Source organism: Salinispora vitiensis (genome assembly GCF_000378825.1).
In the GTDB taxonomy this organism is placed as follows: Bacteria; Actinomycetota; Actinomycetes; order Mycobacteriales; family Micromonosporaceae; genus Micromonospora; species Micromonospora vitiensis.
This window is the reverse complement of the sequence record NZ_KB900388.1, coordinates 3,636,771-3,651,174: the sequence shown is the minus strand read 5'-3', so window position 1 is coordinate 3,651,174 and position 14,404 is coordinate 3,636,771. Positions and strand designations below refer to the sequence as shown.

Below are 14,404 nucleotides of genomic sequence, written 5' to 3'. Positions count from 1 at the left end.
GTCACGCCCGCTTCACCGGCCGGGCCGAGGCGCTGCCCTTGCCACGCCGGGCCGTGACCGCCGCCTCGCCGCGCTGCCGGCGCCGCTGAATCAGACCGACCACCACCAGCAGCACGGCGATCAGCACCATCCCGGTGGCCCCGATCAGCCAGCCGGAACGCTCCCGCCACAGGTCGCTGCTGGCTGCCGGCAGCGGGCTCGGCGCCGCGACGGGAGCGCTGGTGACCACCGGCTCCGGACTGACCGCACCCCGTTCGACGACCAATAGTGGAAGACTCACCGCGGCCCGCGTCACCGCCCAGCCGGGCTCCGCGAGGAAGGCCGCTCCATCAAGGCCGAACCGGGACAAGCTGGTCTCCAGCGCGAAGAGGTCATTGACGAAGTCGGGCGACCCGTCAACCACCACCCGGGCGGAGTCCTCGGCCTCGCTGCTCTCCGGGGTGTAGGCGACGGTCGCGGCGACCCGCAGCCAGCGGGGACACTGCGGATGGTCAACCACCGAGATGTCGACACCGAGGTTCGATCCGGAGCTGACCACGTCCCCGTCTCCCTGCCTGAGCTCCCAGCCGTAGCAGATGTCCTGCTGCTCGGCGGCGTCGCGCAGCAGGGCCACCGTGTCGTTCTGTTCGGTGGTGGTGGGCGGCGGTACGACCAAGCTGCTGTCCCCGGTCAGGACGCCCGCGGCGACCACAGCGCCGAGGACGGCCACCACGGCGATGCCACCCCACACCCACCCGCTCTGCCCGGCGGATGCTCGCGGCGCTGTGCCCCGGGCCATCAGCTGATCGCGGCGGCGATGATCGCGCCGGCAGCGAGGTGAATGGCGGCGGTCACCCACACCGCGGGGTGCGGCTCCGGGTCGACGAGGATCTCGCCCAGCCGCCCGGGGGTGGCGAGATCCAGCAACAGGAACGCGGCTGCCATGATGACCAGGCCCAGGAACCCGTAGGACGCCGCCCCGACCAGGCCGACGACGAAGTCGTCCTCGCTGGCGACGATCGCGGCAACCACGATGATGCCGACGCTGAGCAGGTTCGAGGCGAGCAGGAGCGCGGCGTTGCGGTTGCGTTCGTTCCAGATCAGCTGATGGAGCCGGCCCGGGGTGGCCAGGTCAACCAGACCGTAGCCGAGGCCCATGAGAGCGATCCCAACCACTCCATAGGCGAGGGTGAGCAGCAGGTCAAGGACGAGGGTCTGCAACACAGGGGCGCTCCCGGGTTCGTTCGGTCGGTAGAGGTGCTATTTGCCACTGCCCGGGCCACCACCCCGGACGGTGTTGCCCCGACCCCAGCCCCAGTGACCTCCGACCACGGAGTGGTAGCGGGGGTACGCGGTGGTCAGCCGTTCCAGGAGGATCAGTGAGCCCGCGGCGACCGGCATGATCACCACTGAGTCATCGTCGTAGCGCAGGTAGACGCCGGTGCCGTCGACGTACTGGTCCGCCGGCTGCCAGGCGTCGGTGAGCTCCTGGGCCACCTGGCTCGGCTGCTTCGCCGAGCTGTAGGCCAACGCCGCGCCGTCGAGGTCGTGTGCGGCGGCCCGCTGGTAGTGGTCCTCGACGAAGCCGCGCGGGGAGAAACTGCCGGAGCTGACGGCGATGGTCACGACCAACACGCCGAGGAGGGCGAACGCCGTCCCCACCACAAACCAGCGCCGGTACGTCATCGGGGAGTCACCACCGTTTCGGTCAGGACCAGCTCCCTGGTCTGCGGGTACGCGTGCCAGGTGCGCCAGCCGAGGGCGCCGCCCGGCCCGGCCGGACGCACCGCCAACGCGGTCACCGCGTCAACGTCGCCGGGGAAGACACCGACCAGGGCGTACGGGTCATCCGCCAGGTCGGCGCGCAGCGCCGCCACCCGTTCCCGCAGGCCCTCGTCGCCGGGGCGCAGCACGGTGGCGGTGAACCGGTAGCCGGTGGACTCGTCGTGGACCCGCTCGGGCAGGTCGGGGCGGCGACCGGGCAGGCACGCCACCGTCTCGGTCAGCGCGGTACCCGGGGCGCGCAGCACCACCTGGTGCGAGGCGCCGAGCAGGCGCAGCCCCACCTGGACCGCGCCGGGCAGGTCGACCTGGAGTACGTGCAGCGCGGGTCGCGGTGCGTCGTCAAGCGCCAGGCTGAGGTCGGTGGCGCAGGTGTCGACGTAGGGGGCGAGCAGGGTGACGAGCACTCAGGCCACCCCGTCCCGCGGATAGATCATCACCTCGGAGCGGTGCAGCCGCTCGCCCCGGGCCACCTCCCAGCCCGCCTCGCCGTACGCCTCGAACGACAGCCGCTCCCCGCCGGAGGTCTGGTAGTCGTGGTAGCGCAACGTGCCGCTCGGGTCGAGCGCGGTGGTGCCGACCGCGGTGTAGCGGGCCTGGCCGGACTCGTTCCAGCGGTAGCGGCGGCCGGCGAAGTCGATAGTCGGTGCCCCGGGGGTGATCGTCGTACCGGGTTCGGCCGCCCAGAGCACCAGTTCCAGCTCCGGATCCTCCTCCACGGAGAGCCAGCGCCGGACGCCGTCCGCGTCGTCGAGCAGGTGTTCCGTCCAGCTCCACGCGCCTTCCACCAGGCGGACGGAGCCGCGCACCGCGTACGTGACGCCGCCGGAGACCTCGACGAGGTCCCCGGGCTTGAGCCGCCGCGGGTCACCCCGAAGGGCGTCCGCGTCGCGATCGCGCAGCGGGTCTTTCGGGGCGGCCCGGGTACCGGGGGGACGGCGGCTGGTCCGGCGCTGGGCCCACGCGGCGATCACCACCCCGGCCACCACCGCCAGGCATCCCACCGTCGTCAGCAGATACGCCACCGGCCCGTTCACCGACCACCTCCCCAGGCATGTCGATCGGAGACGATAACAACCTGGCGCACCTCGGCGGAGCGGGTGAGCGCCCGGACCCGGGCGACGAAGGGGGCCTAGGCGGCGGTCACGGTGAGGGCGTCCCCGCCGTCCGCCAGGCCCACCCGGACGGTGTCACCGTCGCGGATCCGACCGGCCAGCAGCGCCTTCGCCAGCTGGTCGCCGATCGCGGTCTGCACCAGGCGGCGCAGCGGGCGGGCGCCGTAAACCGGGTCGTAGCCGTGCTCGGCGAGCCACTCCCCAGCCGGGTCGGTGATCTCCAGGCCCAACCGACGGTCGGCGAGCCGGCGGCGCATCCGGTCGAGCTGGATATCCACGATGGCCCGCAGCTGCTCGCCCTGGAGGGCGGCGAAGACCACGGTGTCGTCGAGGCGGTTGAGGAACTCCGGCTTGAAGTGCGACCGGACCACCGCCAGAACGCCCTCGCGGCGCTGCTCCTCCGCCACGGTGAGGTCACCCACCACCGAGGAGCCGAGGTTGGAGGTGAGGATCAGGATGGCGTTGCGGAAGTCCACCGTGCGGCCCTGGCCGTCGGTGAGCCGGCCGTCGTCGAGCACCTGCAGGAGGAGATCGAAGACGTCCGGGTGGGCCTTCTCCACCTCGTCGAGCAGGATCACCGAGTACGGCCGGCGACGTACCGCCTCGGTGAGCTGGCCGCCCTCCTCGTACCCGACGTAGCCGGGTGGGGCGCCGACCAGGCGGGCGACGGAGTGCTTCTCGCCGTACTCGCTCATGTCGATTCGGACCATCGCCCGCTCGTCGTCGAAGAGGAACCCCGCGAGCGCCTTGGCCAACTCGGTCTTGCCGACCCCGGTCGGGCCGAGGAAGAGGAAGCTGCCGGTCGGACGGTCCGGGTCCGCGATGCCGGCGCGAGCCCGCCGGACCGCGTCGGCGACCGCACCCACCGCGCGGTCCTGGCCGACCACCTGCTCGCCCAGCGACTCCTCCATCCGCAGCAGCTTCGCCGTCTCGCCCTCCAGGAGTCGGCCGGCGGGAATGCCGGTCCAGGAGGCGACCACGGCGGCGACGTCATCCGCACCGACCTCCTCCTTGAGCATCGCACCGTCCGCCTGGAGCCGAGCCAGCTCCTCCGCCGCCTCGGTCAGGTCGGCCTCGAGCGCCGGGATCCGCCCGTACCGCAGCTCGGCGGCGCGCTCCAGCTCGCCGTCGCGCTCGGCCCGCTCGGCCTCCCCGCTGAGCCGCTCCAGGTCCTCCTTGGCGGCGGAGAGGCGGGTGATGTGCCGCTTCTCGGTCTGCCAGCGTCCAGAGAGGGCTGTGAGCTGCTCACGCTTGTCGGCCAGTTCCTTGCGCAGCCGCTCCAGCCGTTCGACGGAGGCGGCGTCGGCCTCCTTCGCCAGCGCCATTTCCTCGATCTCGAGGCGACGTACCGCCCGCTCGATCTCGTCCACCTCGACCGGCCGGGAGTCGATCTCCATCCGGAGCCGGGACGCGGACTCGTCGACCAGGTCGATGGCCTTGTCCGGCAGGAACCGGTCGGTGATGTAACGGTCGGAGAGGGTGACGGCGGCGACCAGCGCACCGTCGGTGATCCGCACGCCGTGGTGCACCTCGTACCGCTCCTTGAGGCCCCGCAGGATTCCGACGGTGTCCTCGATGGTGGGCTCGCCGACCAGCACCGGCTGGAAGCGACGTTCCAGGGCTGGATCGGATTCGATGTGCTGGCGGTATTCGTCCAGGGTGGTAGCACCCACCATCCGCAGCTCGCCCCGGGCCAGCATGGGCTTGAGCATGTTGCCGGCGTCCATCGCGCCCTCGCCCTTACCGGCGCCGACGACGGTGTGCAGTTCGTCCAGGAAGGTGATGACCTGCCCATCCGAATCCTTGATCTCGGAAAGGACGGACTTCAGCCGTTCCTCGAACTGGCCCCGGTACGACGCGCCGGCCACCATCGCGCCGAGGTCCAGGGAAACCAGCTTCTTGTCCCGTAGCGACTCGGGGACGTCACCGGCGACGATCCGCTGGGCCAGGCCCTCGACGATCGCGGTCTTGCCGACGCCCGGCTCGCCGATCAGGACCGGGTTGTTCTTCGTCCGCCGGGACAGCACCTGGATCACCCGGCGAATCTCGGTGTCCCGGCCGATCACCGGGTCGATCCGGCCGTCTCGGGCGCTGGCGGTGAGGTCAACGCCGTACTTCGCGAGGGCCTGGTAGGTCTGCTCCGGGTCGGCACTGGTGACCCGACGGTCCCCGCCCCGTACGGTCGGGAACGAGGCCACCAGGGCCTCCTCGGTGGCCCCGGCGCTCCGGAGCGCCGCCGACACCGCGCCGCCGACCCGGGCCAGGCCGGCGAGCAGATGCTCCGTCGAGGTGTACTCGTCGCCGAGCGGTCGGGCGATCTGCTCGGCGGCGCCGATGGCGTTGACGAACTCCCGGGCCAGGGTCGGCTCGGCGACGCTGGACCCCCGGGCGACGGGCAGCGCAGCTACCGCATGCTGGGCGGCCCGGCGCAACTCGTCCGGGTCGGCTCCGGTGGCACGCAGCAGGCCGACCGCGGTCGATCCCGTGGTGTCCAGCAGGGACAGCAGCAGGTGCCAGGGCTCCACGGTGGCGTGTCCACGCTGGCCAGCGAGGGTGACGGCGCCGGTGATGGTCTCGCGGCTCTTCGTGGTGAGGCGTTCGGTGTTCATGGGCTCCCCCGGGTCGGCGTGTCCACTGGTACGGACACTGCCAAAGTTGAGCCTATTCCGCTCAACTTTGCCGGTGTGAGGTGAGTCACCTAGTCGGATGTCCCGCTGACACCGGCCCCGCGATCCTGCTCGATCATCTCGACCCGCCGCGCACGGTAGCCTTGCCCACGTGCGAGTACGTGTCGAACAGACTGCTCTTCCGGGGATCGGTGTCCGCCACGATCTGATGACGGAGTCCGGACGGCGGCTCGGCGTGGTTTCCCACCGCAACGGCCGGCGAGATCTCGTTCTCTACGACCCGGATGATCCCGACGCCTGCCAGGCCGACATCCCGCTGACCGACGACGAGGCCGAGGCGCTCGCCGACATCCTCGGCGCGTCGCTGCTCCTCGGCCAGCTCTCCGGGCTGCGGGAGCAGGCCGCCGGGCTGCTGACCGAACAGGTCGCCATCCCCGCGGCCTCGTCGTACGTGGGCCGCAAGCTCGGCGACACGAAGGCACGTACCCGCACCGGCGCCTCGATCGTGGCGGTGCTCCGCCACGGCGAGGTGATCGTCTCCCCCGAGCCCGCATTCCGCTTCGCGGCCGGTGACGTTGTCGTTGTGGTCGGGACCCGACATGGTCTCGACGGGGTGACTGCCATCCTCGCCGACGGCGACCCGGACGGCTGAGGCGGATGCACGACACCACCACACTGCTCATCGAAGTCGGCGCACTGCTGTTCCTGCTCGGGCTCCTCGGCCGACTCAGCCGCCGAATCGGGCTCTCCCCCATCCCCCTCTACCTGCTCGCCGGGCTCCTCTTCGGGCACGGCGGAGTCTTTGGATTCAAGGCCAGCGAGGAGTTCTTCGCGATCGGCGCCGAGATCGGCGTGATCCTCCTGCTGGTCATGCTCGGCCTGGAATACTCCGCCAGCGAGCTGGTCGGCAACCTCCGCGCCGCCGCGCCGGCCGGTCTGATCGACGGGCTGCTCAACGCGTTGCCCGGCGCCGCCTTCGCCCTGCTGCTCGGCTGGGACTGGGTGGCGGCGATCGTACTCGCCGGAATCACCTGGATCTCCTCCTCCGGTGTGGTCGCGAAGGTCCTCAGCGACCTGGGCCGGCTCGGCAACCGGGAAACCCCGGTGGTGTTGTCGGTGCTGGTCATCGAAGACCTGGCGATGGCCTTCTACCTGCCGCTGCTCACCGCCGTCCTGGCCGGAGCCGGGCTGGTCGCCGGCGGCGCCGCGCTCGCCGTCGCGGTCGCCACGGTGCTGGTCGTGCTGGTGGTCGCGATCCGGTACGGCCGGACCATCTCGAACGTAATGTCGGCCCGCGATCCGGAGGCGCTGCTCCTGGGCGTACTGGGCCTGACCCTGCTGGTCGCCGGGGTCGCCGCGAAGCTCCAGGTCTCGGCCGCCGTCGGCGCGTTCCTGGTCGGCATCGCGATCTCCGGACCGGTCGCACACCACGCCACCCAGCTCCTGACGCCGCTGCGGGACCTTTTCGCCGCGGTGTTCTTCCTCTTCTTCGGGCTGGTCACCGACCCACGCGACATCCCGCCGGTGCTACTGCCGGCGCTCGCGCTGGCGGTGGTGACGATGGGCACGAAGACGCTCACCGGGTACCTCGCCGCCCGCCGGGCCGGCATCGCCGAGCCCGGTCGCTGGCGCACCGGGCTCACCCTGGTACCGCGCGGAGAGTTCTCCATCGTCATCGCCGGGCTGGCGGTGGCGGCCGGAAGTGTCGATCCGCAGCTGGCCGCGCTCGCCACGGCGTACGTGTTGATCACCGTGGTGGTCGGGCCGACGCTCGCCCGGGTCCCCGACCTCGACTGGTTCAAGCGCTGGCTGCGGCAACGCGCCGCCCGGCAGCAGGCCCAACCGGCGCCCGTCGGGGACTGATCCGCCCCGCCTCGGTGGCCGGCGTCGGCGACCTCGTCCGGCACCGGCAGCCTGCCCCGCGCCGGCCACCGGCGGCCCGACCCGGGCCGTCGGCCAACGACTCCACCCCCCGCGCGGGGGCTACCGCCGCTTGCATGCTCGCGTTACCGTTGCCGGCCAACAGGGGAGAGGGGTACCCGGGGCTGTCGCCCAGGTAGAGAGCGGAGGGTTGGCCGGTGAGTGCACAGGATTCGACCTTCCGTGGCTTCGCGAACCCGGTCGACCCGTCGCCGGCGGAGCTACGGGCCTGGGCCTACCATCCCGACTCGGTGCCGTTGGCCGCCATGCCGCAGGACTGGGACCTCCTGGTCGCCGGCAACCCACTGGTAGCCACCCTCTTCGACCTGGCGATGGATCCGGCCTGTCCGGCCCGCCGCTTCGCGCTGCACTGCCTCTACATCTACGCCGCCGACGGGATCCGGTCGGGGTTTCGGGCCCATCCGAAGCGGCGGTTCTGGAAGCTGGTGGAGCGGGCCGAGCGGGAGGGGGACGAGCCGATGCGGACGTGGGCGCAGAACAGCCGGATCCTGCTGGCCCAACCGGACGTCTTCGTCTACCGCGACTGGTGCGAAGGGGGACTGGTCCGGGAGAACCGCCGCCTGCCCTGACCGGGATGGGCCGGGACCCCCCGTGGGTCCCGGCCCGCCCATCGTCCGACCGGCTCGGTCAGCGACGCTGATGCTGGCCCGCGGGGTGCCCTTGGTCGGTGCCAAAGTCACCCGGATCCGCGAACCGTCCTTCCCTGATCAGGTCGCTGAACCTTCCCTCAATGAGCTCGTCGAACCGCTTTCGGACCGCCTCGGCCACCTGCTCGAGGCTCTCCTCCGCCTGTTGGCCGAGACTCTTGGCTGAATCCGCCATGACCCCCCACCAGCGACGTCCGATTTGGGTAGATTTGGAGCTAATCCCGAGATTAGCCGACCCGGACGCCACCCGGGGCCGAACCCCGAATCCGGCGCGAACTCACCGCTCCGGGTTCCGGCGGGGGCGCCAGACCACCAGCGCGGTGGAGGTGCGGCGGGCGGGCACCAAGTCGCTGCCGGGGAAGCGGGCCACCGCCTCCAACTCGGCGATCCGGCGGTACGCGGCCTCCAGCTCCACCTCCAGCCGGGCCACCCGCTGCTGCGCCTGCTCCAGCAGCCCCTCCAACCCGATGATTCGCTTCACCCCGGCCAGGTTGATGCCTTCGTCCTGGCTGAGCCGCTGCACCTCACGGAGCAGCACCACATCCCGGACGCTGTAGCGACGACCGCCGCCGGCGGCACGGCCGGGCTGCACCAGACCGAGCCGGTCGTACTGGCGCAGCGTCTGTGGGTGCATGCCCGCCATTCGGGCAGCCACCGAGATCATCAGTACCTTGGCCTCGTAGGCAGGGTCATCCGCACCGACGAAGTTGTCCGCCATCCCCGCTCACCTCCGCGTGCACTCCACCGAGCCCGCCGCCCGGTCAGCTCCCCCGACGCACCCGGGCGTCGAGATGTTCCCGAGCAGCCGGCGGGGTCTGGGCAACGAACGTCTCCAACGCCGCCCGGGCCTCCTCCGACAGCTTCGCGGGTACCGCCACCTCAAGGGTGACCAACAGGTCGCCGGCCCGTCCATCGGTACGGACCACCCCCTTGCCCCGGGCCCGAAGGACGCGTCCGCTCGGCGTACCCGGAGGCACCCGAAGAGTTACCGCGCCATCGAAGGTGGGTACCCGCAGATCGGTGCCGAGTACCGCCTCCGCGAAGGTGATCGGCACCGTCAGCGTCAGGTCCTCGCCGGCCCGCCCGAACAGGTCGTCCGGACTGACCCGGACCTGAATGAACAGGTCACCGGCGGGCCCGCCCCGGGCCCCGGGCTCCCCCCGCCCCGCCAGCCGGATCCGCTGACCGTCGGACACCCCGGCCGGGAACCGGACGTTCAACGTCCGGTTCTTGGTGACGCCACCGCTGCCCTGGCACTCCGGGCACTGCTCGTCCACCACCGTGCCGACGCCCTGGCAGTCGGAGCAGGGCTCGGAGAAGCTGAACGACCCCTGATTACGCGTGGTCACCCCGGCACCGCGACAGGTCGGGCAGGCCCGCGGCTGCGTGCCCGGCTTCGCCCCGTCGCCACGACAGGTGTCACACACCCCCGGCGTCCGCAACGTCAGCGGCAGGGTCACCCCGCGAATCGCGTCGTCGAAGTCGAGCGCGACCTCGGTCTCCACGTCCCGGCCCCGAGCCGGGCCCCGCGACGTGGCCCCACCCCCACCCGGAAAGATCGAACCGAACAGGTTCTGAAACCCGGCCCCGCTGAACCGCCGGTCACCACCGGCCGCGCCACCGAACAGGTCGCCGACATCGAACGGCACCCCGCCCGGCTGGCCCGCTCCGCGGGCGTTACGCCGGAACGCGCCCGAACCGAACAACGACCGCATCTCGTCGTACTCCTGGCGCTTCGCGTCATCGCCAAGCACCGTGTACGCCTCGGAGGCCGCCTTGAACCGCTCCTCGGCTGACGTGTCGCCCGGATTGCGGTCGGGGTGCGACTCGCGCGCCAGCTTCCGATACGCCTTCTTGATCTCATCAGCGGAGGCGGCCTTGCCCACTCCAAGGGCGGCGTAGTAGTCCTTCTCGATCCAGTCCTTGGAACTCACCGGTCCGCCCCCTTCCGTCGAGTGATCGTCCCGCCCGCCCCGGTCGGGCGGGCGGGACGATCATGCCGTCGTGTCACCCGTTCACTCCGGGTCGGCGACTCCGACCAACGCTGGCCGCAGCAGCCGCTCCCCCACCAGGTAGCCCCGCCGCATGACCTGTACGCAGGTCGGCTCGGTGACCTCGGCGGAGGTCTGATGCGTCACCGCCTCGTGCTGGGTCGGGTCGAACGGGTCGCCCTCGGCACCGAACGGGGTCAGCCCGAACTTGCCGAGCGCGGTGGTGAGCTGCTCCGCCACCGACCCGAACGGTCCCACCAGGTCGCCGTGCTCACGAGCCCGGTCCAGGTCGTCGAGGATCGGCAGCAGCGCGGCGAGCACCGAGCCGGTGGCCTGCTCGGTGACGAGCGCCCGGTCTCGGTCAACCCGCTTGCGGTAGTTGGCGTACTCCGCGGTCACCCGCTGCAGGTCCCGGGTCCGCTCATCCAGATCGACCCGCAACGCCTCCAGCTCCGCACCGAGCGAGGTCGCCGTGGCGGCGTCAACCGGCTCGGCCGGCGCGTCCACCACCGGTGTGCCGGCGGCCGCCCCCTCGGTGGTCTCGGCCTGGATCTCGTCGACCACGACATCCGCCTCCTCGACCAGCCCGGCGGCCGGGACGTCGGACCCGGCGTCGGCGGCGGCAGTGTCCGCCGCGTCCGAGGCGGTGCTGGCCGCGTCCGAGCCGGTACTCGTCGCGTCCGAGGCGGATTCCGCGTCGGCGGTATCCGAGCCGGACCCCGTGACATCGCTGACCTTGCGGTTGTCACGGATCACGACCCGCGGCTCCGCACCGGCCTCGCCGGCGGAGGCGGAGCCACCCGGCACCGACCCGGCAGCGTCCGGGTCGGTGGCTCGTGGCTTGTCCGTCATTCGGCTACCTCATCCCTGTACGTGGAGTCCGGGTTCGAGAACGGTCACTTCTTGTCCTTGTCCTCGTCCACGATCTCCGCGTCGACCACGTCGTCCGGGCCACCGGCCTGAGGACCCGCCTGAGCACCCGCCTGGTCGCCGGCCGCACCGGCCTGCTCACCCTGCTGCTGGGTGTAGAGCTGGGAGCCGGCCTGCTGGGAGACCTGGGCCAGCTGCGCGTGCGCAGACTTGATCTTCTCGATGTCCTGACCGCCGAGGGCGCTGCGCAGCTCGCCGAGCGCCTCGTTGATCTGGTCCCGGGACTCGGTGGGCAGCTTGTCGCCGCTCTCGGCGAGGAACTTCTCGGTCTGCCACTGCAGCGCCTCGGCCACGTTGCGGGTCTCCGCCTCCTCCCGCCGCTGCTTGTCCTCCTCGGCGTGCTCCTCGGCGTCCCGGCGCATCCGCTCGATGTCCTCCTTCGGCAGCGAGGAGCCAGCGGTCACCGTCATCTTCTGTTCCTTGCCGGTGCCGGTGTCCTTCGCGTGGACGTTCACGATGCCGTTGGCGTCGATGTCGAAGGTGACCTCGATCTGCGGCATGCCACGCGGCGCCGGCGGCAGGCCGGTCAGCTCGAAGGTGCCGAGCTTCTTGTTGTAGGCGGCGATCTCCCGCTCACCCTGGAAGACCTGGATCAGCACGGACGGCTGGTTGTCGTCGGCCGTGGTGAAGACCTCGGAGCGCTTGGTCGGGATGGTGGTGTTGCGCTCGATCAGCTTGGTGAAGATGCCCCCCTTGGTCTCGATGCCGAGACTCAGCGGGGTCACGTCGAGCAGCAGGACATCCTTGACCTCGCCCTTGAGCACACCGGCCTGCAGGGCGGCACCGACGGCGACGACCTCGTCCGGGTTCACGCCCTTGTTCGGGTCCCGGCCGGTGAGCTGCTTGACCAGCTCGGTCACGGCCGGCATCCGGGTCGAGCCGCCGACCAGGATGACGTGTTCCACGTCGGCCACCTTGATCCCGGCGTCCTTGACGGCCTGCTCGAACGGGACCTTGCAGCGGTCCAGCAGGTCCTGCGTCATCCGCTGGAACTCGGCGCGGGTGATCGTCACGTCGAGGTGCAGCGGGCCGGCGGCACCAGCGGTGATGTAGGGCAGGTTGACGTTGCTGGTGGCGGCGGCGGACAGCTCGATCTTGGCCTTCTCCGCCGCCTCCTTGAGGCGCTGCATCGCCATCTTGTCCTGGGCCAGGTCGATGCCGTGCTCACCGTTGAAGGTCTTGACCAGGTGGTCGATGATCCGCTGGTCCCAGTCGTCGCCGCCGAGGAGGTTGTCGCCGCTGGTCGACTTGACCTCGATGACGCCCTCGGCCAGCTCCAGCAGCGACACGTCGAAGGTGCCGCCGCCGAGGTCGAAGACCAGAACGGTCTGCTCCTTGGAGCCCTTGTCCAGCCCGTAGGCCAGGGCGGCCGCGGTCGGCTCGTTGACGATCCGCAGCACGTTGAAGCCGGCGATCTCACCGGCCTCCTTGGTGGCCTGCCGCTGGCCGTCGTTGAAGTACGCCGGAACGGTGATCACGGCGTCGGTGATCTGCTCGCCCAGGTACGCCTCGGCGTCCCGCTTGAGCTTCATCAGCGTACGAGCCGAGATCTCCTGCGGCGTGTACTTCTTGTCGTCGATGTCGACGAACCAGTCGGTGCCGATCTCCCGCTTGACGGACCGGATCGTCCGGTCCGGGTTGGTCACCGCCTGCCGCTTGGCGACCTCACCGACGAGCACCTCGCCGTTTCGGGCGAAGGCGACGATCGACGGGGTCGTCCGCGAGCCCTCGGCGTTGGCGATTACGGTGGGCTCACCGCCCTCCAGGACGCTGACGCAGGAGTTCGTCGTGCCGAGGTCGATGCCGACCGCACGTGCCATCTTCGCTTCCTCGCTTCGTTCGATTGAACCGTTGCCGGGCGCCGCCGTAGCGCACCCCGCACAAGTTGAGTGGACCGGGCTCAATACTGCCACGCCGTCCGCGATCGTCAAGTCGGGGTTGAGCGTACCCGGCGCAAGTCACTCTTCGTCGCCGCATGGCCCCCCGCCCGGTCACCCCGGCTCCAGCTCCCAACCGGCCGCGACCTGGGGGTCGCAGGACCCATCGGGGGTGGCGGGATGTCCGGCCCCTTTCCGGTGCCACCGTGGGCGGACAGCAGCGTAGGGTCGGTGGATGGGAACTGCGCAGACCCCCTACGACGCGGTGCTACACGCGGCCCGGGATGTGGCCGAGCTCGACAACGCCCTGGACGCCGAGCGGCTCGGCGCGGCGCTGCTGGGCAGCGTCTACGCGGTCGCCGAGGCCCGCCGGGACGACGCCGTCCGCGCTTTCGTCAGCGACTTCCTCGCCGCCACCTCCCGCCGCCGGGCGGCGGCGGCCACCACCATCCGCTCGGTCTTCGCCGCGTTGGTGCCGGACGCGCCCGGTGCGGACCGGGTCCGGCCGGGAGCCGCCGCACCCGCCTGGTCGGGGCAGCTCGGCCGGGTCCACCTCACCGGCTGCTGGGCGTACGGGGACGTCTTCGGCGACCAGACCTCCTACCTGGCGACCTTCGCCTACGACGATCCGACGGGCGGACCGGAACACGCCCTGGTCGCACTCGTGGATCACAACATCGGCATCACCAAGGACATCTTCGTCGGCGGTCCGCCGGCCCGGGTCCTCGACCAGATCCGCCAGATGTGCGCCGAAGACGAGCTGACCTGGTTCCGGGACGAGACTCCAGCCGCCATGCACACCGAGGTGAGCCGGCACCTGGCCGTCACCGACGAGCTCAGCGAACTGCCCGGAGAAGGGTCCCTCGCCACCGACCGCGCCTTGGTCGGGGCCCGGCTCGCATTACTGCCGGCCAGCCGGGCGGCAGCAACGCGGCAGCGGGCGGAGCCGCTCACCGCGACGGAGCGGACAGACCTGATCCGGCGGTTCCTCGCCGCACCGGAGGCCACCCAGGTCGGGCTGGATACCCTCGACGACGATCAGCTGGCCTCCCTGCACTTCTGCCTCGGGCTGCTGCTGGATCACACCGCCACCTTCACCGACCCCGACCCGCTGCGGTGGAGCCCGACGGTCGCCGGGCTGTTCCTGCTGGACTGGGTGCACCGGCGGGCCGTCCTGGACATGGACGACGCGGCGCTGCTGCCCCGGGTACTGCGGGGTTGGGCGGCGTACGCGGGCCGCAAGCGAGGGCTGTCAGCATCGGCGACGGCCCGCACCAACACCGCCATTGACGAGATGGTGCCGGAATTTGCCCGCCTCTACACCACCGGCGAGCGACGCAGCCCGGCGACCGCGGCGGTCGCCCAGTTACTCGCGGACGGCGTCGACCCGGACGACCCGGCCGCACTCGATGCGTGGATCGAGGCGAACCGACACCATCTCACCGACGAGGGGTCCTGAACGCACGACCCTTCGCGCTGTCCAAAATACTGTCGCCGAAGGCTTTGATCTGAGCC

At 71.1% G+C, this 14,404-nt stretch carries 15 protein-coding genes; 4 read left to right on the top strand and 11 right to left on the bottom strand.

Annotated elements, in window-relative coordinates; genetic code table 11:
* Nucleotide 1 precedes the first annotated feature (1 nt).
* The 6 genes from SALPAC2_RS0117315 to clpB all read right to left on the bottom strand — a co-directional run bounded on the left by SALPAC2_RS0117315 (nt 2) and on the right by clpB (nt 5,485).
* Nucleotides 2-730, bottom strand: coding sequence for a hypothetical protein (locus tag SALPAC2_RS0117315; RefSeq protein WP_018217897.1), 729 nt, complete (start codon nt 728-730; stop codon nt 2-4).
* A 47-nt stretch (nt 731-777) separates the two neighbouring features.
* Nucleotides 778-1,200 carry a DUF350 domain-containing protein gene (locus tag SALPAC2_RS0117310; protein ID WP_080637010.1) on the bottom strand — a complete coding sequence of 141 codons (423 nt, stop codon included), beginning with the start codon at nt 1,198-1,200 and terminating at the stop codon, nt 778-780.
* A gap of 39 nt (nt 1,201-1,239) precedes the next feature.
* The gene (locus SALPAC2_RS0117305) at nt 1,240-1,665 is read right to left on the bottom strand and encodes a DUF4247 domain-containing protein (RefSeq protein ID WP_018217895.1); all 426 of its coding nucleotides are present in this window, start codon (nt 1,663-1,665) and stop codon (nt 1,240-1,242) included.
* On the bottom strand, nt 1,662-2,168 hold the full coding sequence (locus SALPAC2_RS0117300) for a DUF2617 family protein (protein WP_018217894.1): 507 nt from the start codon (nt 2,166-2,168) through the stop codon (nt 1,662-1,664). The genes SALPAC2_RS0117305 and SALPAC2_RS0117300 overlap by 4 nt, the downstream gene beginning before the upstream one ends.
* Entirely contained in the window at nt 2,169-2,798 is a 630-nt protein-coding gene (locus tag SALPAC2_RS0117295; RefSeq protein WP_018217893.1) for a DUF4178 domain-containing protein, read from the bottom strand.
* 95 nt (nt 2,799-2,893) lie between these two features.
* Nucleotides 2,894-5,485, bottom strand: a complete 2,592-nt coding sequence (clpB, locus tag SALPAC2_RS0117290; protein WP_018217892.1) for an ATP-dependent chaperone ClpB — start codon at nt 5,483-5,485, stop codon at nt 2,894-2,896.
* A gap of 169 nt (nt 5,486-5,654) precedes the next feature.
* Here clpB and SALPAC2_RS0117285 point away from each other — a divergent pair, with 169 nt between their 5' ends.
* From SALPAC2_RS0117285 to SALPAC2_RS0117275, 3 genes are all read left to right on the top strand, one after another.
* A complete protein-coding gene (locus tag SALPAC2_RS0117285) occupies nt 5,655-6,155 on the top strand; it encodes a cation:proton antiporter regulatory subunit (RefSeq protein ID WP_026184830.1) in 501 nt (166 codons plus the stop codon).
* A 5-nt stretch (nt 6,156-6,160) separates the two neighbouring features.
* On the top strand, nt 6,161-7,366 hold the full coding sequence (locus tag SALPAC2_RS0117280) for a cation:proton antiporter (protein WP_018217890.1): 1,206 nt from the start codon (nt 6,161-6,163) through the stop codon (nt 7,364-7,366).
* 215 nt (nt 7,367-7,581) lie between these two features.
* A complete protein-coding gene (locus SALPAC2_RS0117275; RefSeq protein ID WP_018217889.1) occupies nt 7,582-8,013 on the top strand; it encodes a hypothetical protein in 432 nt (143 codons plus the stop codon).
* 58 nt (nt 8,014-8,071) lie between these two features.
* Here SALPAC2_RS0117275 and SALPAC2_RS0117270 read toward each other — a convergent pair whose 3' ends face one another.
* The 5 genes from SALPAC2_RS0117270 to dnaK all read right to left on the bottom strand — a co-directional run bounded on the left by SALPAC2_RS0117270 (nt 8,072) and on the right by dnaK (nt 12,832).
* A complete protein-coding gene (locus tag SALPAC2_RS0117270) occupies nt 8,072-8,266 on the bottom strand; it encodes a hypothetical protein (RefSeq protein WP_018217888.1) in 195 nt (64 codons plus the stop codon).
* Between the two features lie 102 nt (nt 8,267-8,368).
* Nucleotides 8,369-8,809, bottom strand: coding sequence for a heat shock protein transcriptional repressor HspR (locus SALPAC2_RS0117265; RefSeq protein ID WP_018217887.1), 441 nt, complete (start codon nt 8,807-8,809; stop codon nt 8,369-8,371).
* A gap of 43 nt (nt 8,810-8,852) precedes the next feature.
* Complete coding sequence (gene dnaJ / locus SALPAC2_RS0117260; RefSeq protein WP_018217886.1) at nt 8,853-10,025, bottom strand: molecular chaperone DnaJ; 1,173 nt, start codon at nt 10,023-10,025, stop codon at nt 8,853-8,855.
* A gap of 81 nt (nt 10,026-10,106) precedes the next feature.
* Entirely contained in the window at nt 10,107-10,934 is an 828-nt protein-coding gene (grpE, locus tag SALPAC2_RS0117255; RefSeq protein WP_018217885.1) for a nucleotide exchange factor GrpE, read from the bottom strand.
* 44 nt (nt 10,935-10,978) lie between these two features.
* The gene (gene dnaK, locus SALPAC2_RS0117250) at nt 10,979-12,832 is read right to left on the bottom strand and encodes a molecular chaperone DnaK (protein ID WP_018217884.1); all 1,854 of its coding nucleotides are present in this window, start codon (nt 12,830-12,832) and stop codon (nt 10,979-10,981) included.
* A 292-nt stretch (nt 12,833-13,124) separates the two neighbouring features.
* Between dnaK and SALPAC2_RS0117245 the strand changes: the two genes are divergently transcribed.
* Nucleotides 13,125-14,348 carry a hypothetical protein gene (locus SALPAC2_RS0117245; RefSeq protein ID WP_018217883.1) on the top strand — a complete coding sequence of 408 codons (1,224 nt, stop codon included), beginning with the start codon at nt 13,125-13,127 and terminating at the stop codon, nt 14,346-14,348.
* Nucleotides 14,349-14,404: the final 56 nt, after the last annotated feature.

Coding starts and splice junctions, on each gene's coding strand:
- SALPAC2_RS0117305 (WP_018217895.1), bottom strand. CDS start 1,665: ATGACGTACCGGCGCTGGTTTGTGGTGGGGACGGCGTTCGCCCTCCTC.
- clpB (WP_018217892.1), bottom strand. CDS start 5,485: ATGAACACCGAACGCCTCACCACGAAGAGCCGCGAGACCATCACCGGC.
- SALPAC2_RS0117280 (WP_018217890.1), top strand. CDS start 6,161: ATGCACGACACCACCACACTGCTCATCGAAGTCGGCGCACTGCTGTTC.
- SALPAC2_RS0117270 (WP_018217888.1), bottom strand. CDS start 8,266: ATGGCGGATTCAGCCAAGAGTCTCGGCCAACAGGCGGAGGAGAGCCTC.
- SALPAC2_RS0117265 (WP_018217887.1), bottom strand. CDS start 8,809: ATGGCGGACAACTTCGTCGGTGCGGATGACCCTGCCTACGAGGCCAAG.
- grpE (WP_018217885.1), bottom strand. CDS start 10,934: ATGACGGACAAGCCACGAGCCACCGACCCGGACGCTGCCGGGTCGGTG.
- dnaK (WP_018217884.1), bottom strand. CDS start 12,832: ATGGCACGTGCGGTCGGCATCGACCTCGGCACGACGAACTCCTGCGTC.
- SALPAC2_RS0117245 (WP_018217883.1), top strand. CDS start 13,125: ATGGGAACTGCGCAGACCCCCTACGACGCGGTGCTACACGCGGCCCGG.